The sequence below is a fragment of the Vibrio crassostreae 9ZC13 genome, assembly GCF_000272045.2.
Taxonomy (GTDB): domain Bacteria; phylum Pseudomonadota; class Gammaproteobacteria; order Enterobacterales; family Vibrionaceae; genus Vibrio; species Vibrio crassostreae_C.
Map to the genome: position 1 here is coordinate 343,062 of NZ_AJYZ02000040.1, position 22,404 is coordinate 365,465.

The following is a 22,404-nucleotide window of genomic DNA, read 5'->3' on the forward strand; positions in this document are numbered from 1 at the left end:
GCTTTCTTCTAAAAAAGCTAATAAGTACTTTAAACCTCTGTGTTTAAAGGCGACCACAAAGGTCACGCTCTTTCTTTAATGCTGCGAAGCATAATCCCCCAAAAAAGCAAATAATCCTCCATCATGGTGGATATTTTTTTGTCTTAAATTTTTCTTAGCAACTGAAATGCTAGTAAATATCAGGTCTCTGAAGCAGACACTTGAGGTTTTTCACATCTATAAACAGACTTATCCACAAAATGTTAGGTGTGGATAACTTGGTTGATAAAGTTGTTTCAGGCTTAATTCTTTACCTATCCCTAAAAGATCTTTCTTGTTTTCAATATATTAGATGAATTGCAGCGATCGTAACTTGTTGTTTTTTATCAAGTTGGATGCCTATCTTGGATTTAATAAAAGATCGTTAACTTGTTGTTTTTTGATCTTAATCATTTATCGGTACTGTGTTTAACTTTGCTCGGGTGTCGGAAGTTTACGAGAGTTCTGAATTTTTTCCACATTGTTAGAATTGAGAACAAGGTCAAACATTGTTCTAAAATTATGTGCAACGAGTTGTCTTAAATATTGGACTATCGATGTGGGTGTCGCTGTCAATCGTTGATACCAAAAGGGCTAGGCGTCTCTTGGTAGTCCTTTCTCTACTATACGTATCAGTCTGTGCTTTTTGGTGGAGATTTTGCTGTTACTTTTTTGCACACAGCTATTTTTCTGCGTAGAGCTATCTTCTTGCACACTGCTAGCGTTGGGTAACTGCTGTAGTTGTTTATTCAAAGCCCACTCAATATGCACATCAAGCATTTCGTTTTTGCCTTGATGAGACTCCAGGGTTTCAATAATGCGTTGTTGAAATGGTGCATTGCCCATCGCAACAAAGATATTGCGTAACCACTGGGTGTGGCCGATACGTCTGATTGCTGAGCCTTCCATTTTCTTTAGGAAGGTTGCTTCGTCCCAACTTGAAAGTGAAACCAGATCGGCTTCTTGGAAATCTTCTCTGCGGTGAAAGTCTGTTTGCTCTGTGAGTTCGGCATGACGATTCCACGGGCAAACTAACTGACAATCATCGCAACCGTAGATACGGTTACCAATGGCATCTCTATACTCTTCAGGGATCACACCATCATATTCAATGGTTAAGTACGAAATACATTTGCGCGCATCAACCACGCCATCAGCAATAATGGCACCCGTTGGGCAAGAAGTGATACATGCGGTGCATTTGCCGCACTCATCAACACTGGGTTCATCCGTGGGAAGAGGGATGTTAACTAACAGCTCCCCTAGAAAGAACCAAGAGCCAGCGTCTTTATCAAGAATTAATGAGTGTTTACCTGTCCAGCCCAACCCTGCTTTTTGAGCGAGTGGTCTTTCCAAAATGGGCGCTGAATCGACGAAAGGGCGTGAGTCTAAACCCTCGACCTCTTTTTCAATTCTTTGTCCTAGCTTTTTCAACTGGTTACGGAACAATTTGTGATAGTCGCGGCCTAAAGAATAGCGGCTGATGTAGCCTTGAGTGGTATCGCTTAGGTTAGAGGCGAACTGAGCTTCTGGTGGTAGGTAGTTCATTCGAGCGCTGATCACTCGAATTGTGCCTGGGTGAAGTTCATCAGGACGTGCACGCATCATCCCATGTCGAGCCATCCAATCCATTTCGCCGTGGTTGCCAGCATCTAGCCATGCTTGAAGAGGGGCTTCGTGTTCACTTAAATCAACATCGCAGATGCCAACTTTTTGAAAGCCCAGCTCTTTTCCCCAGATTTTAATTTTTTCAGCAAGATGGTCTAGATTCATGGCTTATTTCTTATTTTCTCTGTTTTACAATTAGAGATAAGGCTAATTAAAATTAGGTTCGGCAAAAATGGGGGCGGATCTTAACGGATCTTAGTGGTGTTGACCAGAACAGACGCGTTTTGATCAGTATTTTTCATAGAACTTACACTTGAGTGCTTGTCTCCCAAAAGCATCACGGTTTACTATTCTTGTTCTTTTGATTTTTATATAGTCAACGATCGATTTTTAGAGAACGTATTCATGAGCACGAAACAATTTACTTTGAAAGATGAACAAGCAACGATTCAATTAGGAACGGAGCTTTCTAATCTTTGCTCACAGCAGACGACTATTTATCTGCATGGTGATCTTGGCGCAGGTAAAACGACTTTCAGTCGTGGCTTTGTAAAAGCACTTGGCCATCAAGGAAATGTAAAAAGCCCAACGTATACTCTAGTTGAACCTTATCAACTTGCAGATTGGCAGGTGTACCACTTTGACCTTTATCGCCTAGCAGATCCTGAAGAGTTAGAGTTTATGGGAATTCGTGACTATTTTACGCCGGATGCTATCTGTTTGGTTGAGTGGCCTGAGAAAGGTTATGGGATGCTACCAGAAGCCGATTTGGATATTGATATTCGTTACCAAGACGATCACCGTGTTGTTTCTTTAACCGCTAATAGTGAATACGGACAGCGCTTACTTAGTCAGTTGGAGTTATGTTGATTTCTAAACGCCTGATTTCAACAGTGGCCATGATGGCTGCTGTTTTTTCTATACTGTTTTCTTCACTTGTTTCTGCAAACTCACTGAAAAGTTTAAGGGTTTGGCCTTCTCCAGAAGAAACTCGTGTGGTTATCGACTTAAAATCAGAAGCGGACTTTAGCTATTTCACCCTGAGTAGCCCGAGTCGCTTAGTGGTTGATTTAAAAAATACCAGTCTTGCGACTAAGTTACCGGTCGAGGTGAAAGACAGCCCTGTTCTATCTAAGATTCGTAAGAGCTCACCGCCAGACAAAAACACCTATCGCTTGGTTTTTGAGTTAAAGAAGTCGTCTAAAGCAGAATTATTCAAACTGAGCCCGACCCCAGGTGGTCAGTATGGACACCGTTTGGTGATCGACTTACCTCATGGGGCGGCAAGTAAAGCGACATCGACACCGAGTAAGCCAACGGTAAGTAAGAACATTAATCAGGTTAAGCGCCAGAAAGATATTCTAATTGTGATTGATCCTGGCCACGGTGGTGAAGACCCAGGTTCGATTGGTCCTACGCGTAAATACGAAAAAAACGCGACTCTGAGTATTTCTAAGAAGTTAGCAGCTCAACTGAATGCGGTCCCGGGGATCAAAACTCGTATGACTCGTAATGCTGATTACTTTGTGAACCTGAATCGACGTGTTGCGATTGCTCGAGAGAATGAAGCTCACCTGTTGATCTCTATTCACGCCGACGCCTTTACGACGCCTCAACCAAGAGGTGGTTCAGTGTTTGTATTGAACACTCGACGCGCAAATACAGAGATCTCTCGTTGGATTGAGAATAAAGAGAAACAGTCTGAATTGCTTGGTGGTAGCGGTGCAGCGTTCACAAGCAATATTGATGATAAGAACGTAAACCAAACCCTGCTTGATTTGCAGTTTAGCCACTCTCAAAAAGAGGGCTACAAACTGGCAACGGCAATTCTGTCTGAAATGGGTAAGGTTGCGAAACTGCACAATAGCAAGCCGATTAACACCAGCTTAGCAGTATTACGTTCACCACAGATCCCATCAGTACTGGTAGAGACAGGTTTTATTTCGAATCCGACGGAAGAGAAGCTTCTTTTCCAACGTTCGCACCAAGATAAATTGGCACGAGCAGTGACTAAAGCGGTGGTTAAGTATTTGAAGGCTAACCCGCCTGAAGGGATTATCTTGTCTAACGCAACGTCATCAACGGGCAGCGTGAGCCAACATAAAGTCTCTCGTGGTGAGTCTTTGTCTGTGATTGCGAGCAAGTATGGTACGTCGACACAGACGTTGATGAAGTTCAACAATCTGAAATCGAGCAGCCTAGCAATTGGCCAAGTACTTAAGATTCCAGGCAGTGCTTCAACTTCATCATCAAGCAGTGCGGTTAAAACGAAGACCATCACTCACACGGTTAAGTCTGGAGAGTACCTAGGTAAGATCGCCAGCCGCTATAAAGTGTCGGTGGCTGATATTAAACGTGAGAACCGTTTGAAATCAGAGACGGTGAGAGTAGGCCAAAAGTTACGTATTACGGTTGAAGTTAAAGATGTTCCTCTGCGCAAACACAAAGTTGCAAGAGGTGATTACCTTGGCAAGATAGCTTCGAAATACGGCGTGAGCGTCAACAGCATTCGCCAAGCGAATAAGCTAAGATCTGACAGTCTAGCTATCGGCCAAGTGTTGATTATTCCTCACAAGTAGTCTTGGGAATGCTAAACAGCTTCAGGTATATCAATGATAAAAAATAAGAACTAGTGCAAACGTAGCAGCGTTTCCATCAATGGCAGTAAGGTAGCTATAAATATGACGATCAAAATACTGCCAGCTCGGTTAGCTAACCAAATCGCAGCGGGTGAGGTGGTAGAAAGACCCGCTTCTGTTGTAAAAGAGTTGGTTGAGAACAGTTTGGATTCTGGTGCGACACGTATCGATATTGATATCGAGAAAGGTGGCGCCAAGATGATCCGCGTTCGTGACAATGGTAAAGGCATCGTAAAAGATGAGCTTGCCTTGGCACTGAGTCGTCATGCTACCTCCAAAATCCACACTCTTGATGACCTAGAGGCGATCGTCAGCCTCGGTTTCCGTGGTGAAGCGCTGGCGAGTATTAGCTCGGTTGCGCGCTTGACCATGACTTCACGCCCTGCCACTCAAGATCAAGCTTGGGCAGCACACAGTGAAGGTCGTGATATGCAGGTAAAACTGCAGCCAGCAGCACACCCAATTGGTACTTCGGTTGAGGTGTTGGATCTGTTCTTTAATACACCAGCGCGCCGCAAATTCTTACGCACCGAGAAGACTGAATTCACCCATATTGATGAGTTGCTCAAGCGTATTGCATTAAGTCGCTTTGATGTGACGATCAACCTTCGTCATAACGGCAAGATGATTCGTCAGTACCGCGCTGCCAAGACAGAAGTTCAAGCAGAAAAGCGCATCGCTGCGGTATGTGGCAATCCTTTTGTTCGCCATATGCTTAAGATCGAACTTGAGCATCAAGGCCTAAAACTTCATGGCTGGATCACCACGCCAGAAGGAGCAAGACAACAAAGCGACCTGCAATACTGCTATGTGAATGGTCGTATGATGCGTGACAAGCTGATCAATCATGCGATTCGTCAAAGCTACGAAACCAGCCTGCGTCCAGACCAATTCGCGACGTATGTGTTGTTCATAGAACTCGACCCACATCAGGTGGACGTGAATGTCCACCCTGCAAAACATGAAGTGCGTTTTCATCAAGCGCGCCTTGTGCATGACTTTATTTACCAAGCATTGAGTGATGGTTTAGCACAGAGCAAGCAGATCGATGCTGCACCAATCAATCAGTCGGCTTTTCATCAGTCAGAAGTGATTCATCATCAGCAAGATAGTACGAGCTCTGCAGTTGATGGTGTTGCAAGTTTCGCTGAGCCAGAAAGCGTAATGCCTAGCAGTTCGGATCAAACCCAAGTTTCGGATAGGGTGCGACACGCTATTGAGCAAACGCCTGCCTACCCGAGAAAAGCAGAATCAGAGCACGCTTTTGATAAGCCTCAACACAGCGTTAATGATGGTGGGCGACACTATGTTTCATCAATTAGCCCAAGCTCATCAACCAGTCCAAGTTCATTAGCTGGCCGAAGCTCGGCTACTAGTGACAGCAGTTTTACCGGTTCCTCTCGCCAAGAGTGGATAGAGTCTCGACCTGAACCTAAAAAAGAGAAAGAGCCACACCAACATCATGGTGAACCCGCGCCATCTAAGCGAGAAGTGAAAGCCTATAAAGAGCTTCTGAAAACGCCAGATTTTGATGAGCAAGTTGTACAGCCTTCACTTTCTCAAGAGCATGTGGCACCAGTAGAAACCAGAGACAACTTAGAAAATAAAGAAAATAAAGAAGCTAAGCCTGCTCAACAGAATCCTGTTCATTTAAAGCCAAGAGCACCTGTAACGGACTTGGGCAAAGCGGTCTCGATTGTGGAACGTCAGTATCTGGTAATGGGCAATAAGAACGGCAGTGTGCTGGTTTCCTTGGCTAAGGCTGAGTTATTGCGTGTTGTTGGTCAGCTTGATACTCGAGGTGGTGCGTTAAAAAGCCAACCACTATTGGTGCCTTTATCGATTAAGCTGGGTAGTGAACTTGTCGAAGTTGCTAAGGCGCTGAGTCAAACTCTGGCATTACTGGGGATTGAGCTTAAGGCGCGAAACAGCGAGGCGGTAATGGTGATGGGCGTGCCTTCTCCTTTAAGGCAGCAAAACTTACAAATTTTGATCCCAGATCTGTTATCTTACGCGGCTTCAATAAATGCCCAGGGTGCAGTGAAGCAACCTAATGACATGTTGTCAGCTTTGGTTAACTGGATCGGGATTCAAACCGCACAAGTAAAAAGCGACTACACTTTATCTGAAGCGGTTCAACTAGTTGGGGAACTAGAACAACTTTGGCATGGTCTACTTCCATTAGATGATCCAGAGTTTGTTAATCCTATCGACTTTTCAGCGACTATAGCCGCGTTTACGGTTTAATTTTTTCGCGACGACCTTTGTCTTTTTAGCTGAATACGTCGCGACACAAAGCCCTTTGCTAAAAAGCGCTAAAACAGAGAAGCAAATACAAAATATCATGACTGAAAAATTACCTTTAGCGTTGTTTTTAATGGGCCCAACGGCGTCAGGAAAAACAGATTTAGCTATCCGCTTACGTCAGAAATACCCTGTAGAGATCATCAGCGTCGATTCGGCATTGATCTACAAAGACATGGATATTGGTACCGCTAAACCGGATGCGGAAGAGCTTGAGCTCGCGCCTCATCGCTTGATTGATATTTTGGATCCAAGCGAAGCGTATTCTGCGGCAGATTTTCGTCGTGATGCGATCAATGAAATGAATAAGATTGTAGCGGAAGGCAAAATCCCGTTACTTGTTGGTGGCACAATGCTGTACTACAAAGCATTGTTGGAAGGTTTATCGCCATTACCAGCCGCGGATCAAGAGATTCGTAAGCAGATTGAAGCGGAATCTATCGAACAAGGTTGGCAGGCATTGCACGATCAATTAAGAGAGATAGATCCCGTATCCGCTGAAAGAATACACCCAAATGATCCACAAAGGCTTTCAAGGGCATTGGAAGTTTACCGAATTTCGGGTAAAACATTAACAGAGCTAACTCAAACGAAAGGCGATAGCCTGCCATTTCGTGTAAAACAATTTGCAATAGCTCCCAAGGAAAGGACTGAACTCCATCGCCGCATTGAGCTGCGTTTCGAGAAGATGATAGAAGCTGGGTTTGAAGATGAAATGAAGGCGTTGTACGCCAGAGAAGATCTTCACCCTGAACTGCCATCGATCCGATGCGTTGGTTATAGGCAGATGTGGGATTATTTAGACGGTAATTGTGATTTAGACGAAGCGGTTTTCCGTGGTGTCTGTGCAACCCGTCAGTTGGCCAAGCGACAAATCACCTGGTTGCGCAGTTGGGATGATTTAACTTGGTTAGATAGCGAAAACATTGATCAAGCGTTAGAAACTCTTTCAGATGCAATAGCATCTGATTAGTATTGCTGTGTATAATGTGATCGCTTTTGCGTGAATATACTCTGGAAAGGATCCGTTATTGAGGCTTTTAAAAAATCACAGCCTTTCAATAACAACGGAGTTTTTTTATTCATTTAGCTCAGATGCAAAGGCCGCACCTTTTTGTGCACCACTAGCTAAATAATTACAACAAAATACAAATAAGGAAAATAAAATGGCTAAGGGGCAATCGCTACAAGACCCATTCCTAAATGCACTCCGTCGTGAGCGCATTCCAGTCTCTATCTATCTTGTTAACGGCATTAAGCTGCAAGGTCAGATCGAGTCTTTCGATCAATTCGTGATCTTATTGAAGAACACAGTAAACCAAATGGTTTACAAGCATGCGATTTCTACTGTGGTACCTGCTCGCGCAGTTAGTCACCACAGCGGCGAGCAACGCACGCCATCTGATCGTCCAGAGAAGACTGAAGATTAATCGTTCAATTTGTACAGCTTGCGCTGTAATAAGGAGTTGGTTGCTTGTTTGACCGTTATGAATCCGGCGAGCGAGCCGTACTTGTTCATATCAACTTCACGCAAGAGGGAGAATGGGAAGATCTAAGCGAATGTGAAATGCTGGTCTCCTCAGCGGGGGTAGAAACGCTACAAGTGATTACTGGTAGCCGACAATCCCCACTCCCTAAATACTACGTTGGAGAAGGTAAAGCCCTAGAAATCGCACAAGCTGTTCAGCTGACCGGTGCTGAAATTGTGATTTTTAACCACTCCCTCTCTCCTGCCCAAGAGCGCAACCTCGAGCAATTGTGTAAATGTCGTGTGATTGATCGCACGGGTTTGATCTTAGATATTTTTGCACAACGTGCGCGAACTCATGAAGGTAAGCTACAAGTTGAGCTCGCTCAGCTTCGTCATATCTCTACCCGATTGATTCGTGGTTGGACTCACCTTGAAAGGCAGAAAGGTGGTATTGGTCTTCGTGGTCCAGGTGAAACTCAACTGGAAACCGATCGACGTTTGTTGCGTGACCGTATAAAGGCAATACTACGTCGTTTAGCGAAAGTTGCTAAACAGCGTGAACAAGGACGACGTGCTCGTAATCGAGCTGAAATCCCAACAATTTCTTTGGTTGGTTATACCAACGCAGGGAAATCAACACTTTTCAATCGCATCACAAGTGCTGGTGTTTATGCGGCAGACCAACTGTTTGCAACCCTAGACCCAACACTACGTAAGATTGATTTGGCAGATGTCGGGCCTGCAATTCTCGCAGATACCGTAGGTTTTATCCGTCATCTACCACACGACTTGGTCGCTGCGTTCAAGGCAACATTACAAGAGACGCAGGAAGCTGACATTTTGTTACATGTTGTTGATGCCAGTGATGACCGTTTTCGTGAGAACATTCAGGCTGTTCATGAAGTATTAGAAGAAATCGATGCTCATGAAGTGCCAACCCTTGTAGTCATGAACAAAATTGACTGCATGGAAGACCAAAAACCTCGAATTGAAAGAGACGAAGAGGGCGCACCTCGCGCTGTTTGGGTTTCTGCAATGGAAGGAGAAGGTATTGAGCTACTGTTTGAAGCTTTAACTGAGCGTTTAGCTAGCCAGATGGTTCAATTCCGGTTGTGTATTCCACATCAACATCAGGGTCGCATTCGCAGCTTATTCTTCGAGATGAAATGTATTCAACAGGAAGAGTATGATGAAAATGGTAACTTGTTGATAGATATCCGAATGCAACAAATAGATTGGTCTAAACTTGAAAAAAGAGAAGGGGCGCTCTTAGGTGACTTTATCGTTACCAAAGAGACTGCTACAGTATAACGTCATATCAAATGATGGAGCTTTCTAATGGCGTGGAATGAGCCTGGAAATAACAACAACGGCGATAATAACGGCCGCGATAATGACCCTTGGGGTAATAAAAATAATCGCGGCGGCCGAGATCAAGGACCGCCAGATCTAGACGAAGTGTTTAATAAACTAAGTCAAAAGTTAGGTGGCAAGTTTGGTAAAAAGGGTGGCAACGGTAACGGGCCATCTATTGGTGGTGGCGGTGCAATTGGCTTTGGTGTCATTGCCGTTATTGCTATTGCTATCTGGTTCTTCGCTGGTTTCTACACCGTTGGCGAAGCAGAAAGAGCAGTAGTACTTCGACTGGGTCAGTTCGACCGTATCGAAGAACCTGGTCTTAACTGGCACCCACGCTTCATCGATGAAATCAGTGATGAGCAACTAGTAAACGTTCAAGCGATTCGTTCTCTACGTGCTGCTGGCACGATGCTAACGAAAGATGAAAACGTTGTGACCGTTGAAATGGGTGTTCAATACCGTGTTTCTGACCCATACAAGTACTTGTATCGTGTAACGAATGCAGACGACAGTTTACGTCAAGCAACCGATTCCGCGCTTCGTGCGGTAATTGGTGACTCACTAATGGATAGTATCCTGACAAGTGGTCGTCAGCAGATTCGTCAAAGCACTCAAGAAACGTTGAACCGTATTATTGATAGCTACGACATGGGTATTCTGATTGTTGACGTGAACTTCCAGTCAGCACGTCCACCTGAGCAAGTGAAAGATGCATTTGATGATGCTATCGCGGCTCGTGAGGATGAAGAGCGTTTTGAGCGTGAAGCTGAAGCTTACCGAAATGACATTCTTCCAAAAGCAACAGGTCGTGCTGAGCGTTTGAAGAAAGAAGCGGTGGGTTACTCAGAGCGCACAGTTAATGGTGCTCTAGGTCAAGTTGCTCAATTCGAGAAACTGCTACCTGAATACCAAGCTGCTCCTGAAGTAACACGTAACCGTATGTACCTAGATACAATGGAAAAAGTGTACTCAAGCACATCGAAAGTCCTGATTGATTCTGAATCAAGCGGTAACTTGCTATACCTACCAATTGATAAGCTAGGCGCACAAGGTGGTTCTCAGTCGGGCTCTCGCCCTGCAAAAGCATCATCAACTTACGATCAAATTGAGTTAGAAACTCAAGCGGATCCAAAGCCTAGCACTCAAACTCGTTCAGACAGTTCACGCCAAGGGAGATACTAATAATGCGTAAATTAATGATCCCTGTATTAGTTGTGACGATTGCCCTTCTATTGATGTCAGTGTTTGTGATTCAAGAAGGTGAGCGTGGCATGGTAATTCGTTTTGGTCGAGTTCTCGATGACAACGGCGTATCACGAATCTATGAACCAGGTCTGCACTTTAAACTACCGATGTTTGATCGCGTAAAAGTACTTGATGCTCGTATTCAAACGATGGATGGCCGTTCTGACCGTTTCGTAACATCAGAGAAAAAAGACGTTCTAATTGATACTTACGCAAAATGGCGTATTGCTGATTTTGGACGTTTCTATCTGAGTACCGGTGGCGGTAATATCATGACGGCAGAAGCACTTCTTGAGCGTAAAGTGACAGATGTTCTTCGTTCTGAAATTGGTTCTCGTGAAATTAAGCAGATCGTGTCAGGCCCTCGTAACAAGGACATCCTGCCAGACTCTGCTGATAGCGAAGTCGTCACAACGGTAGCGGCTGCAGAAGCACTAGAAGTTGATGGCGAACGCGATAAGATCATGGAAAACGTTTTGTCTGGAACGGCAGAAAGTGCGATGGCTGATTTAGGTGTTGAAGTTGTTGATTTTCGTATGAAGAAGATTAACCTTCCTGACGAAATCAGTGAATCTATCTACCGCCGTATGCGTGCAGAACGTGAATCGGTTGCTCGTAGACACCGTTCTCAAGGTCGTGAGAAAGCGGAAGTTATCCGTGCTCAAGCTGAGCTAGAAGTGGCAACAGTTCTTGCTGAAGCTGACCGTACAGCTCGAATCACTCGTGGTGATGCGGATGCAGAAGCAGCGAAGATCTACTCTGATGCGTTCAGCAAAGATCCTGAGTTCTACGGCTTCATGCGTTCATTGCAAGCTTATGAGACATCATTTAGCGATAAGAGCGACATTCTAGTACTGGATCCGAAGACTGACTTCTTCCAATACATGAATCAAGCAAGCGGCGCTCCAGCAAAATAAGCTGATGCGTTAGCGAATGCTTAGCTTAATAAGCAAAATACGTTAAAACTTAAAAGGCTCCCATTGTGGGAGCCTTTTTGTTTTCTATGACTTCTTTCAGGAGGAGACATGTTTGTGGATTCACTATTGGGGCGCGAGGGAAGGCGCTTAACAGCGTTCTACTTATAGAAACCTAGCGGTAGGTCATGAAAGCGATAACCGCTCCAGCCACAACAAGACAGCCTCCAATGCGGCGCAGTTGCGTGTCTGGTTGCTCGCTCAGTTGCGCGACCATGTTTCTCCAGCCATTGGGTGCAATCAAGGGGCCGAGCCCTTCCACAATAAGTACGAGCCCAATAGCGAGCCAAATTGATTGAGACATGGTTCAGCCTTTTGTCTGTAAAAAAGCAATGATATCAGTATCTTTACACATCTGCCCCCAGTTATGGCTGGTTTATTTTTGTACAGCGTTAACGTTTATGAACAAAAAGTGACTGCAAGAAGTGTGATTCAGTGCTAGAATCCATTTTTAATTAGCAACAGAAATTGGAAAGATGGGAAATAACGTAGTCGTTCTAGGCACCCAATGGGGTGATGAAGGTAAAGGTAAAATCGTTGACCTTTTAACTGAAGATGCAAAATACGTGGTTCGCTACCAAGGCGGTCACAATGCAGGTCACACACTTGTAATTGACGGTGAAAAAACCGTTCTTCACTTAATTCCATCAGGCATCCTACGTAATAACGTTAAATGTGTTATTGGTAACGGTGTAGTATTATCGCCTGACGCACTTCTAAAAGAAATGAAGCCTCTTGAAGATCGCGGTATTCCAGTACGTGAACGTCTTTTCATCTCTGAAGCTTGTCCTCTAATTCTTCCGTACCACATTGCAATCGACAACGCGCGTGAAATCGCTCGTGGCGCTAAAGCTATCGGTACAACGGGTCGTGGTATCGGTCCTGCTTACGAAGATAAAGTTGCTCGTCGCGGTCTACGCGTTGGCGACCTTTTCGATAAAGAAGCATTTGCTGAGAAGCTAAAAGAAGTGATGGAATTCCACAACTTCCAACTAGAGCACTTCTACAAAGCTGAAACAGTAAGCTACGAAGAAGTTCTTGAGCAAGCGATGAGCTACGCAGATATGTTAACTGCGATGGTTATCGACGTAACTGACGAACTAGACGCAGCACGTAAGCGCGGCGACAAGATCATGTTCGAAGGTGCTCAAGGTACGCTACTAGATATCGACCACGGTACTTACCCATACGTAACGTCTTCTAACACGACTGCTGGTGGTGTTGCTGCAGGTTCTGGTTTCGGTCCTCGTCACATCGGTTACATCCTTGGTATTACTAAGGCTTACTGTACTCGTGTTGGTTCAGGTCCATTCCCTACTGAGCTATACGATGGCCTTGAGAAGCAAGACCCAGTTGGTAAACACCTAGGCGATGTTGGTCACGAGTTTGGCGCAACAACTGGTCGTCTACGTCGTACTGGTTGGTTCGATGCTGTTGCTATGCGTCGTGCAATCCAAATCAACTCTCTATCTGGTATGTGTCTAACTAAACTAGACGTTCTAGATGGCCTAGAAGAACTAAAAATCTGTACTGGTTACAAGATGAAAGATGGTTCTATCCTAGAAGTTTCTCCAATGGCTGCTGAGTCATTCGAAGAAGCGACGCCAATCTACGAAACAATGCCTGGTTGGTCTGAAAACACATTTGGTGCTAAATCTATCGACGCGCTTCCACAAGCTGCTCTAGATTACATCAAGCGTATCGAAGACCTAACTGGCGTTCCAATTGATATCGTATCAACTGGCCCAGATCGTAACGAAACTATCATCAAGGTTCACCCATACGGCGCATAATGCCTGCTGAGTGATTACCAGGCACGAACAGTGCTTTGATAATAAAATAGTTTTCTAAAAGCCGACTTTATTAAGTCGGCTTTTTAATACCTGCAATTTAGCCGTTCACTCTTTGATGGTGATCTTTTAAGCGTCATCAGGCAAAATATTGCCCATTAGCGGCAAGTTTTGTCTAAAGCCGTCGGGGTTATTGCCGATACAGATATCATGGAAAGTGAAGTTCACACTGTTTTGTGCGTGTAGAAATCCTCTGCACCCCTCAATAGATAACTTTAGCGACAGATAATAGAGTGCAGGTATGAAGCTACGAATTGTGGCAGCTTCATTGATAATGGCACTGAGCTCACCCTTGAGTCATGCAAATTTGGCTGATGTGGGAGAGCCCGTTCCAATATATACAGAAGCTGAACTGATTAATTTAATCGAAAATAATCAACATCTAGAGCGAGTGAAAGCTGATAAGTGCCAGTTAGTTGAAGATATCGTTGCTCGTGCAACGCGTATTAGCTTGCCTTCTTATGAGTTTTTATACGGTGATATGTTGGCTTGGGGTGTGTGTGTTCCACAAGATGTAGAGCTTGGCCTTTACTATATGGAGAACGCGGCACATCAAGGTTTACCCGCTGCATTAGAGCAGTTAGGTCGTTATTACTCTCGTGGTACTTTGGTACAACAAGATCAAGAGCGTGCGATTCCGTATCTACGTGAAGCGGCCTCTATGGGTAACTTAAGTGCGAGCATTCACTTAGCGGAACTCTTGTTACGTGACTACGGTAGCCCATTGGATTATGAAGATGCTTACCGTTGGTTGTATAACTCGGTAACCGCAGACCAAAGACAACACAGACGTATCACTGTGCTTCGTAGCGGTCTGGAACAGAGAATGCCAGACAATATTATTGCTCGAGCAAAGCGTCGAGACGTGTTCTGGTAATACCGAGCAAGAAGCCTGTAATGATCCCTGCACTCATTGTTACAGGAAACAAGACTTAAAAAGCCCCGCCTAATTTAGTTAGTGCGGGGCTTTTTACGTTTAGGAGGTCATGCTATTCGATTGCGAGTTTATTGAACAACCTCACCAGACTCAATTACCGTTTCACGAACAACCTTAGTGAAATCGAGTGCTTCTTGGCGGATCTTATCTTCGTCTACCGTTAGCATGTCGCGATCTTGCATGATGATCTTGCCATCAACGATGGAATGACGAACATTGCCTGAGTTAGCTGAGTACACCAGTGCTGAGTATGGGTTGTAGACCGGAACCATGTTTGGCGCCTTAGTATCGATCACTATGATGTCAGCCAGTTTGCCTGCTTCAAGAGAGCCGATCTTATCTTCCATGTGCAGCGCTTTTGCTGCGCCCATGGTCGCCATGTCGATCACTTTGATCGGCGGCATCGCAGCACGATCTTTGTTAACTAACTTGTGAACCTTAGCGACTTGGTTAAATTCATCAATGGTGCTCAGTGTGTTACCAGACATTGGGCCATCAGTACCTAAACCGATACGCACGTTCTCGTCATACATCTTAAGCGCAGGTGATACGCCTTTTGCTGACTTGATGTTAGCACTCATGTTATGAGCCACGCCCATATCCGATTTCTTCACCAGTTCGATATCATGATCGTCAACAAGGATCATGTGTGCACCCACCAAGTTCTTGTTGAGTGCGCCAATGCTGTCCATGTATTGAACCGGGGACAATCCATCAGAACGCTCTGCGATTTTCTCTTCTTCACGGTGTGATTCTGCAAGGTGAATCATTACTGGAACATCTAACTCTAGGGAGAGCTTAGATATTTTCTGCAGGATCTCTGTGGTGTTGGTGTAAGGCGCATGCGGTGCAAACGCTGGTGTGATTCGCGGGTGATCTTTGTATTCTTCAATGAAGTTCAACGCGTACTTAATGCCTTCTTCGGCGTTGGCCGCATCGGCTACAGGGAACTTAATCACCGTTTCACCTAGGATGGCACGCATACCGATCTTATCGACGGTTTTTGCGACTTCATCTTCGAAGTAGTACATGTCGGCGTAAGTGGTCACACCGCCTTTCACCATTTCAACGTTACCTAGGTTCGCACCAATGCGTACCATGTCTCGCGATACTAGCTTCTTCTCTAGCGGAAAGATGTAACGGTGCAGGCGATCTGGCACATCATCGGCTAACGAACGGAAAACTGTCATTGATACATGAGTATGGGTATTGATGAGACCTGGCATAACGATATCGCCATCCACGTCTAACACTTGCTTAGCTTGGTACTGCTTCTCTAGTGAAGCATCTCCAACCGCAATGATTTTGTTGTCTTTGACGACAACAGTACCGCTTTCATAAACCGTTTTGTCTTGGTTCATGGTTAGAACCATCGCATCGGTAATCATCAGGTCAGCCTTTTCCATTGCCGAACTTGCGAATGGGAACAGCGCTAGGCTCGCCATAGCTGAAGCCAATAAAGTGCGTTTTAGTTTCATATCATACCCAGAACAGGAGTTGGTAAAGTGCGTGGATAATAGTGTATTTCATTCATGGCGCAAACGTTTGTTTTATCGTTTGCTTGAAATTTTGATGATAATCCACGTCTATGAAGCGATGTTTCACAAAGTGAAGATATGTATCAATCTGAGGTTATTTGAGTGTTTTCTAAAGCATATCTGTAGCTTACCCCTAGCATCAGATATACTAGGGGTATATACCTTCCTTGCTTAAGCAGGCCCGCCTATGTCAAAAAACACACCAACGTCAGAAAATACGACAGCGACAACCACTGTTGATCCTTTTGCCGACCGAGAGTCGAAAAATTACGATAACCCAGTACCAAGCCGAGAGTTCATTATTTCGTTTCTAACAGACGCGAATATTCCGATGAACCGCAACGATCTATTCGAAGCTTTGGGTCTTGCTGGAGAGGAACAATATGAAGGGCTGCGTCGTCGTTTGCGTGCAATGGAGCGTGATGGACAGCTTATCTTTACTCGTCGTCAGTGCTACGCATTGCCTGAGAAGATGGAACTGATCAAAGGCTATGTGATTGGTCATAAAGACGGTCATGGTTGGGTTCGCCCAGACGGCAGTGTGGGTAAAGACAATGATATCGTGCTGCCACATCATCAGATGAAAACCATCATGCACGGTGATTACGTATTGGTTCAGCCTACTGACAACAGTAAGCGTGGCCGTCGTGAAGGTCGCTTGGTTCGTGTGCTTGAAGAGCGTAAAACGCCACTTGTTGGTCGCTTCTTCCTAGAGTACGGCCATTCTTACGTTGTTGCTGATGATTCGCGTATTAGTCACGACATCCAGATCCCTACTGAGCATAAAGGCGGTGCTCGAATGGGTAATGTGGTTGTGATTGAAATTACGGATCGCGGTGGTCGTTCTCGTAACATGATGGGGAAAGTAACCGAAGTTCTTGGTGAAAACATGGCGCCGGGTATGGAAACGCAGATTGCGATCCGTACTCACCAGATCCCACAAGAGTGGCCTGAAGCGGTAGATAAGCAAATCGAAAACCTAGGTGAGCATGTTCCTGAAGAAGCAAAAGAAGGACGTGTAGACCTGCGTAAACTGCCATTGGTTACCATTGATGGTGAAGATGCGCGTGACTTCGATGATGCGGTTTACTGTGAAGCGAAGAAAGGCGGCGGCTGGCGTCTATGGGTAGCGATTGCTGACGTAAGTTACTACGTTCGCCCAGATACAGCGCTAGACAAAGAAGCGATTAACCGTGGTAACTCGGTATACTTCCCGTCACAAGTCGTGCCAATGCTGCCAGAAGTGCTTTCAAATGGTTTGTGTTCATTGAACCCTCAGGTAGACCGTTTATGTATGGTGTGTGAGATGACTATCTCAGACAAAGGTAAACTGTCAGGCTACAAGCACTACGAAGCGGTAATGAATTCTCATGCTCGTCTTACTTATAACAAAGTAGGCGCGATCTTAGATGGCAATGAAGAATTACGTGAGCGTTACGAACCTGAAGTACCACATCTTGAAGAGCTTCATAAGATGTATAAGGTGCTTAAGAAAACGCGTGACGAACGTGGTGCGATTGAATTTGAAACGGTAGAAACTAAGTTTATCTTCAATGCGGATCGTAAGATTGACCGTATTGAGCCAGTAATTCGTAACGATGCACACAAGATCATCGAAGAATGTATGATTCTTGCGAATATCGCATCGGCATCTTACGTAGAAAAAGCGAAAGAGCCTGCGCTGTACCGTGTTCACGAAACTCCGGGCGAAGAGCGCTTAATGGGCTTCAAGAGCTTTTTAAGTGAATTAGGTTTAACACTGGAAGGTGGTCTGTCGCCATCACCAGTAGACTATGCACAACTGATGCAACAGATTAATGAACGTGAAGATCGTGAATTAATCCAAACTATGCTGCTACGCTCAATGAAGCAAGCGGTATACAACGCGGATAACGCGGGTCACTTTGGTTTAGCTCTTAAACGCTATGCTCACTTTACCTCGCCAATTCGTCGTTACCCAGATTTGCTATTGCACCGTGCGATTAAGTACCTTATTGCGAAAGAAGAAGGTCGTAACAGCGAACGTTGGACGCCAACTGGTGGTTACCACTACACTTTCGATGATATGGACTTCTACGGCGAGCAGTGTTCAATGACTGAACGTCGTGCTGATGACGCAACGCGTGAAGTAAACGACTGGTTGAAGTGTGAATACATGCAAGACCATGTCGGTGAGGTGATGGATGGTGTGATTGCCAACGTGACTGGTTTTGGCTTCTTTGTTCGTCTAACTGAACTGCACATTGATGGCTTGGTACACATCTCAGCGCTAGCGAATGATTACTACCAATTTGATGCTGTTGGTCAGCGTCTAGTGGGTGAAAGCTCAGGTAATATCTACCGCTTGGGTGATTCGGTTAAAGTGAAGGTTTCTGCGGTTAATTTAGAAACTCGCCAAATCGACTTTGACTTAGAAGACACTGATCGTCAGCCGCGTGGCAAAGGCAAAACAGCCAAGAAGCGTGCAGCCGAAGCGATGAAAAAGGCGAAAAGCAAGAAGCGCTCAGCAGTGAAGAGTAATAAACCAGGTGTATCAGCGAAGCCTATGGTTGAGCCAACTAAGCGACCTGACGGAAGCAGCGAAGGCCCTGCTAAGAAGAAAAAGCCAGCGAATAAAACCGGTGCTGCTAAAGCTCGCGCTAAGAAAAAGCGTGCAGCAAGCCGTAAGCCAAAGGCTGATAACTCTTAAGACTGATAAATCTTAAGGCTAATAAGGCGCTCTGCTAATCAGGTTTAGCGCCTACTGATTTAGTGTGAAATGACTTTAATGCGAGAGTATCAGGCACAAGACGCATACTCTCGAAATGAACAACACAGAGGTGGACACATCGGCATTGATGTCATTCATCTCTGAGCAATAAGAGTAAGTTGAGACAATGAGTAACGAATTTATTTACGGTATTCACGCGGTGAAAGCCGTACTAGAAAAAGATCCTGCACGTTTTATCGAAGCGTATGTATTGAAAGGTCGCCAAGACGAGCGTCTTCTTCCATTACTGAACCAACTGCAACAGTTTGGTGTGTCGATTCAACAGATGGGTCGTAAGCCGTTGGATGAAAAAGCACAAGGTGCGAATCACCAAGGTCTTATTGCTAAGGTGAAGCCTGCTAAGCAGCTTAATGAAACTCACCTAGACGATATCCTAGCGCAGCACGAACAGCCTTTGCTGTTAGTTCTAGACGGCGTAACAGACCCTCATAACCTAGGCGCTTGTCTACGTAACGCGGATGCCGCAGGTGTCGCTGCTGTTATCGTACCTAAAGATCGCTCTTCGCCGTTAACAGCAACGGTAAGCAAGGTTGCATGTGGCGCAGCTGAAACGGTTCCTCTCGTGCGCGTAACCAACCTAGCTCGCACAATGCGTGCACTGCAAGAGCAGGGCGTATGGTTTGTGGGTACGGCAGGTGAAGCAACGCATGATATCTATCAAGCGAAGCTAACGGGTCCTCTTGCGGTAGTTATGGGTGCAGAAGGTGACGGTATGCGTCGTTTAACGCGTGAAACCTGTGATGACCTAATTAAGATCCCAATGGCGGGTAGCGTGTCTAGCTTGAACGTATCTGTTGCATCGGGCATCTGTCTATTCGAAGCTGTGCGCCAGCGTCTAGCTCAGTAATAGATTGAAAATATTGAAATATTAAACGCTCGTCACTTAGGTGATGGGCGTTTATTTTATGCGTTCAAATTAGGTAGAAATAGCGATTACTGGATGGCTAGATGGCGAAAGAAAAACTGTTTCATTATTCACCAAATAGCGCTTGCCAATACCGGGTTCTTTCTATAACATTTGCCGTCCTTAAAACTCGGTCATTTATCTTTAGTTCCTTGCTTCCTCTGGACGACCGGGCCACTCGTGGAAGCTAATAATCCGTAAGGAGCAACCAAATGCGTCATTACGAAATCGTATTCATGGTTCACCCTGATCAAAGCGAGCAAGTTGCTGGCATGATCGAGCGTTACACTGGTTCTATCACTGAAGCTGGCGGTACTATCCACCGTCTAGAAGACTGGGGTCGTCGTCAAATGGCTTACCCAATCAACAAGCTTCACAAAGCTCACTACGTTCTTATGAACGTTGAAGCTGGTCAAGAAGTGATTGACGAGCTAGAAACTGCTTTCCGTTTCAACGATGCAGTTCTACGTAACATGATCATGCGCACTAAAGGCGCTGTGACTGAGCAATCTATTATGCTTAAGCAAAAAGAAGAGCGTGCAGAGCGTGCTCCTCGTCGCGAAGAGCGTACAGAAGCTAAACCAGAAGCAGCTGCTGAGTAATTCTTTTTTGGCTTAACGCCTTAAAAAATTCTCAACTTGTTTTAGGTCATTGATAGTTATTTCGATAATTGTGAAAGACCGCTTTACTAAATTTAAGATCAGGAGATAGCCCATGGCTCGTTTCTTCCGTCGTCGTAAATTCTGCCGTTTCACTGCAGAAGGCGTACAAGAGATTGACTACAAAGACGTAGCAACTCTTAAAAACTACATCACTGAAGCTGGTAAAATCGTACCTAGCCGTATCACTGGTACAAGCGCTAAGTACCAGCGTCAACTAGCTCGCGCTATCAAGCGTTCTCGTTACCTAGCTCTACTACCGTACACTGACAAGCATCAGTAATCGGTAATAGTTAATAATAGTTTAAGAGGACTAAGATAATGCAAGTTATTCTACTTGATAAGATCGGTAACCTAGGTGGCCTTGGCGACCAAGTAAACGTTAAATCTGGTTACGCTCGTAACTTCCTTATCCCACAGGGTAAAGCAGTTATGGCAACTAAAGACAACGTTGCTATGTTCGAAACTCGTCGTGCTGAACTAGAAGCTAAAGTTGCTGAGCAACTAGCTGCTGCTGAAGCTCGTGCAGAGAGCGTTAACACTCTAGAAGGCGTTACAATCGCTTCTAAAGCTGGTGACGAAGGTAAACTATTCGGTTCTATCGGTACTCGTGACATCGCTGACGCTATTACAGCGGCAGGTGTTGCAGTAGCTAAGAGCGAAGTACGCCTACCTGAAGGCGCTCTACGTAACATCGGCGAATTCGAAGTAAGCATCCAACTTCACTCTGAAGTTTTTGCTACTGCGAAAATCGCTATCGTTGCAGCTGAGTAATTTCAGTACCAAGACGAATTCTTTCTTTTGAAAGTTTTAAACACCAGCTTCGGCTGGTGTTTTTTTATGTCTGGAATATAGGAAAGTACAAGGAAGGGCTACAGTAGGTAAAAAGCTTACGGTGATCCATAAGCTGTTATTGCTGAACAAGTTGTTCTCAAGGTTAGAGGTGGCCTAAGATTAGAACTGGAAGAGCAAGTTGATCGATAGAACAGAGTCTTGTTTGCTTAAGCCTTCAGGCACTTTATCGTGGTACTGGCGAGAGTGAGCGATCTTCAGCGCGATATTGTCAGTAATATCGTTGATGGCTTCTAACTCAGTATCAAACTTTAGGTTACTGTGACCAGAGACAAGCGTCACGTCTGCCTTGAGCTGCAAATTCTTCAACACCTGCCATGACGTATTCACGTTGCCACGGAAAATTGCCTCTTCAACAATCTCTGGGAAGATGATGTCATCATCATCAATCTCATCAAGGTTCGGTTCTTGGTAACGAAAACCTGGTCCCACTTCGACTTCCAACACAAACTCTTCGGTATTCGAAAACTGGTAACCCAGACCACTCGAAATTGTGTAGTCCTTAAAGTAAGCACTGTATCTCGAGTCGACTCCTTTGAAACTGCCGTAAAGGTAGGTTTTAGGGCTTAACTTGTAGTCACTCTGAGCTGAGTAAGTCGATTGCCTTTTATCTTCTTCGCCATCTTTGTAGAGGTTGTAGTATTTCCATTCACCACTGGTTCTATGACGGCCAGCCGTGTACTCACCGTTAAGGCGTGCGTTAAGCGCTCGTGAATCAGAGTTACCAGTATGCGACTGATATCCAAATTCGACTTCCGTTTTTAGCGGGCTCGGTAGTTCTGTATCACTTGTATCACTCGGTGCGATATCCATATCTTTTTCTTCAGGTGTCGGTGCAACGACGATCGGCTCAGAAGTAGGTTCTGAAACTACTATAGAGTCGAGGATTGCATCAACAGAGTCTTTAGCATCATCAGCTAAGGCCATCGGAGCGCTCAGGAGACCAGTGCTTAGAAGACCAGTGCTCAGAGCCAATAATTTGGACACGCATACCTCTAGTTATACAGTGAGTGAATGGCAGGATCGTAATGCTACCCTTGGTTAATTCCGTCAGCAATAGGTAAATTCTTCCTGAAGAATAAAACAAACTCATAGGATCGGATTACAAACGGATGTTCTTGGGTATAATGAACGATCATTATTAGTTATTGAGTGTAGTCATAGTGGATACCAAAAGTCAGAAATCAGCCAACGATCAGGTGGACGCCATCAAGGTCCCGCCACATTCATTAGAAGCTGAGCAATCTGTTATTGGCGGGTTGTTATTAGACGCTCT

Annotated in this window: 19 protein-coding genes; 15 read left to right on the plus strand and 4 right to left on the minus strand. The window is 45.0% G+C overall.

The window, feature by feature from the left end; translation table 11 throughout:
* Window positions 1-612 precede the first annotated feature (612 nt).
* On the minus strand, window positions 613-1,791 hold the full coding sequence (gene queG, locus A136_RS14195; protein ID WP_017059922.1) for a tRNA epoxyqueuosine(34) reductase QueG: 1,179 nt from the start codon (window positions 1,789-1,791) through the stop codon (window positions 613-615).
* Window positions 1,792-2,031: 240 nt separating this feature from the next.
* On the opposite strand from queG, the gene tsaE reads away from it, so the two are divergent.
* The 8 genes from tsaE to hflC all read left to right on the plus strand — a co-directional run bounded on the left by tsaE (window position 2,032) and on the right by hflC (window position 11,561).
* Window positions 2,032-2,496, plus strand: coding sequence for a tRNA (adenosine(37)-N6)-threonylcarbamoyltransferase complex ATPase subunit type 1 TsaE (gene tsaE, locus A136_RS14200; RefSeq protein WP_017059923.1), 465 nt, complete (start codon window positions 2,032-2,034; stop codon window positions 2,494-2,496).
* On the plus strand, window positions 2,490-4,205 hold the full coding sequence (locus tag A136_RS14205) for an N-acetylmuramoyl-L-alanine amidase (RefSeq protein WP_017063174.1): 1,716 nt from the start codon (window positions 2,490-2,492) through the stop codon (window positions 4,203-4,205). Before tsaE ends, A136_RS14205 begins: the two co-directional genes overlap by 7 nt.
* Window positions 4,206-4,307: 102 nt before the next feature.
* A complete protein-coding gene (gene mutL / locus A136_RS14210) occupies window positions 4,308-6,512 on the plus strand; it encodes a DNA mismatch repair endonuclease MutL (protein ID WP_017063175.1) in 2,205 nt (734 codons plus the stop codon).
* A gap of 97 nt (window positions 6,513-6,609) precedes the next feature.
* Window positions 6,610-7,542 carry a tRNA (adenosine(37)-N6)-dimethylallyltransferase MiaA gene (gene miaA / locus A136_RS14215; RefSeq protein ID WP_017059926.1) on the plus strand — a complete coding sequence of 311 codons (933 nt, stop codon included), beginning with the start codon at window positions 6,610-6,612 and terminating at the stop codon, window positions 7,540-7,542.
* A gap of 193 nt (window positions 7,543-7,735) precedes the next feature.
* Entirely contained in the window at window positions 7,736-7,999 is a 264-nt protein-coding gene (gene hfq / locus A136_RS14220; RefSeq protein ID WP_017059927.1) for an RNA chaperone Hfq, read from the plus strand.
* A gap of 44 nt (window positions 8,000-8,043) precedes the next feature.
* Window positions 8,044-9,351, plus strand: a complete 1,308-nt coding sequence (gene hflX, locus A136_RS14225) for a ribosome rescue GTPase HflX (RefSeq protein ID WP_017059928.1) — start codon at window positions 8,044-8,046, stop codon at window positions 9,349-9,351.
* Window positions 9,352-9,378: 27 nt separating this feature from the next.
* Window positions 9,379-10,581, plus strand: a complete 1,203-nt coding sequence (gene hflK / locus A136_RS14230; protein ID WP_017063176.1) for an FtsH protease activity modulator HflK — start codon at window positions 9,379-9,381, stop codon at window positions 10,579-10,581.
* 2 nt (window positions 10,582-10,583) lie between these two features.
* The gene (hflC, locus tag A136_RS14235; protein ID WP_017059930.1) at window positions 10,584-11,561 is read left to right on the plus strand and encodes a protease modulator HflC; all 978 of its coding nucleotides are present in this window, start codon (window positions 10,584-10,586) and stop codon (window positions 11,559-11,561) included.
* A 172-nt stretch (window positions 11,562-11,733) separates the two neighbouring features.
* Here the strand turns inward: hflC and A136_RS14240 are convergent, their stop codons facing one another.
* Window positions 11,734-11,922 carry a DUF2065 domain-containing protein gene (locus A136_RS14240; protein WP_010434105.1) on the minus strand — a complete coding sequence of 63 codons (189 nt, stop codon included), beginning with the start codon at window positions 11,920-11,922 and terminating at the stop codon, window positions 11,734-11,736.
* A 172-nt stretch (window positions 11,923-12,094) separates the two neighbouring features.
* On the opposite strand from A136_RS14240, the gene A136_RS14245 reads away from it, so the two are divergent.
* Both A136_RS14245 and motX read left to right on the plus strand, forming a co-directional pair.
* Window positions 12,095-13,411, plus strand: a complete 1,317-nt coding sequence (locus A136_RS14245) for an adenylosuccinate synthase (protein ID WP_010434108.1) — start codon at window positions 12,095-12,097, stop codon at window positions 13,409-13,411.
* A 298-nt stretch (window positions 13,412-13,709) separates the two neighbouring features.
* Window positions 13,710-14,345, plus strand: coding sequence for a flagellar protein MotX (motX, locus tag A136_RS14250; protein ID WP_017063177.1), 636 nt, complete (start codon window positions 13,710-13,712; stop codon window positions 14,343-14,345).
* Between the two features lie 128 nt (window positions 14,346-14,473).
* On the opposite strand, the gene A136_RS14255 is transcribed toward motX, so the two are convergent.
* The gene (locus A136_RS14255) at window positions 14,474-15,883 is read right to left on the minus strand and encodes an amidohydrolase (protein ID WP_017063178.1); all 1,410 of its coding nucleotides are present in this window, start codon (window positions 15,881-15,883) and stop codon (window positions 14,474-14,476) included.
* A gap of 247 nt (window positions 15,884-16,130) precedes the next feature.
* Between A136_RS14255 and rnr the strand changes: the two genes are divergently transcribed.
* From rnr to rplI, 5 genes are all read left to right on the plus strand, one after another.
* Window positions 16,131-18,632 (plus strand): ribonuclease R, encoded by a 2,502-nt coding sequence (gene rnr, locus A136_RS14260; protein ID WP_017063179.1) that lies wholly within the window; start codon window positions 16,131-16,133, stop codon window positions 18,630-18,632.
* Window positions 18,633-18,819: 187 nt separating this feature from the next.
* A complete protein-coding gene (rlmB, locus tag A136_RS14265) occupies window positions 18,820-19,560 on the plus strand; it encodes a 23S rRNA (guanosine(2251)-2'-O)-methyltransferase RlmB (protein WP_017063180.1) in 741 nt (246 codons plus the stop codon).
* 269 nt (window positions 19,561-19,829) lie between these two features.
* Window positions 19,830-20,219 carry a 30S ribosomal protein S6 gene (rpsF, locus tag A136_RS14270; RefSeq protein WP_004741278.1) on the plus strand — a complete coding sequence of 130 codons (390 nt, stop codon included), beginning with the start codon at window positions 19,830-19,832 and terminating at the stop codon, window positions 20,217-20,219.
* Window positions 20,220-20,331: 112 nt separating this feature from the next.
* On the plus strand, window positions 20,332-20,559 hold the full coding sequence (rpsR, locus tag A136_RS14275) for a 30S ribosomal protein S18 (RefSeq protein WP_000090472.1): 228 nt from the start codon (window positions 20,332-20,334) through the stop codon (window positions 20,557-20,559).
* Window positions 20,560-20,597: 38 nt separating this feature from the next.
* Window positions 20,598-21,050 (plus strand): 50S ribosomal protein L9, encoded by a 453-nt coding sequence (rplI, locus tag A136_RS14280; protein ID WP_010434182.1) that lies wholly within the window; start codon window positions 20,598-20,600, stop codon window positions 21,048-21,050.
* Between the two features lie 180 nt (window positions 21,051-21,230).
* Here the strand turns inward: rplI and A136_RS14285 are convergent, their stop codons facing one another.
* Window positions 21,231-22,115, minus strand: a complete 885-nt coding sequence (locus tag A136_RS14285; RefSeq protein ID WP_017071573.1) for a DUF481 domain-containing protein — start codon at window positions 22,113-22,115, stop codon at window positions 21,231-21,233.
* Window positions 22,116-22,404: the final 289 nt, after the last annotated feature.

What these genes read in the sequence shown, in the direction of transcription:
- queG (WP_017059922.1), bottom strand. Translation starts at nt 1,791, where the DNA reads ATGAATCTAGACCATCTTGCTGAAAAAATTAAAATCTGGGGAAAAGAG.
- tsaE (WP_017059923.1), top strand. Translation starts at nt 2,032, where the DNA reads ATGAGCACGAAACAATTTACTTTGAAAGATGAACAAGCAACGATTCAA.
- A136_RS14205 (WP_017063174.1), top strand. Translation starts at nt 2,490, where the DNA reads ATGTTGATTTCTAAACGCCTGATTTCAACAGTGGCCATGATGGCTGCT.
- mutL (WP_017063175.1), top strand. Translation starts at nt 4,308, where the DNA reads ATGACGATCAAAATACTGCCAGCTCGGTTAGCTAACCAAATCGCAGCG.
- miaA (WP_017059926.1), top strand. Translation starts at nt 6,610, where the DNA reads ATGACTGAAAAATTACCTTTAGCGTTGTTTTTAATGGGCCCAACGGCG.
- hfq (WP_017059927.1), top strand. Translation starts at nt 7,736, where the DNA reads ATGGCTAAGGGGCAATCGCTACAAGACCCATTCCTAAATGCACTCCGT.
- hflK (WP_017063176.1), top strand. Translation starts at nt 9,379, where the DNA reads ATGGCGTGGAATGAGCCTGGAAATAACAACAACGGCGATAATAACGGC.
- hflC (WP_017059930.1), top strand. Translation starts at nt 10,584, where the DNA reads ATGCGTAAATTAATGATCCCTGTATTAGTTGTGACGATTGCCCTTCTA.
- A136_RS14240 (WP_010434105.1), bottom strand. Translation starts at nt 11,922, where the DNA reads ATGTCTCAATCAATTTGGCTCGCTATTGGGCTCGTACTTATTGTGGAA.
- A136_RS14245 (WP_010434108.1), top strand. Translation starts at nt 12,095, where the DNA reads ATGGGAAATAACGTAGTCGTTCTAGGCACCCAATGGGGTGATGAAGGT.
- motX (WP_017063177.1), top strand. Translation starts at nt 13,710, where the DNA reads ATGAAGCTACGAATTGTGGCAGCTTCATTGATAATGGCACTGAGCTCA.
- A136_RS14255 (WP_017063178.1), bottom strand. Translation starts at nt 15,883, where the DNA reads ATGAAACTAAAACGCACTTTATTGGCTTCAGCTATGGCGAGCCTAGCG.
- rnr (WP_017063179.1), top strand. Translation starts at nt 16,131, where the DNA reads ATGTCAAAAAACACACCAACGTCAGAAAATACGACAGCGACAACCACT.
- rlmB (WP_017063180.1), top strand. Translation starts at nt 18,820, where the DNA reads ATGAGTAACGAATTTATTTACGGTATTCACGCGGTGAAAGCCGTACTA.
- rpsF (WP_004741278.1), top strand. Translation starts at nt 19,830, where the DNA reads ATGCGTCATTACGAAATCGTATTCATGGTTCACCCTGATCAAAGCGAG.
- rpsR (WP_000090472.1), top strand. Translation starts at nt 20,332, where the DNA reads ATGGCTCGTTTCTTCCGTCGTCGTAAATTCTGCCGTTTCACTGCAGAA.
- rplI (WP_010434182.1), top strand. Translation starts at nt 20,598, where the DNA reads ATGCAAGTTATTCTACTTGATAAGATCGGTAACCTAGGTGGCCTTGGC.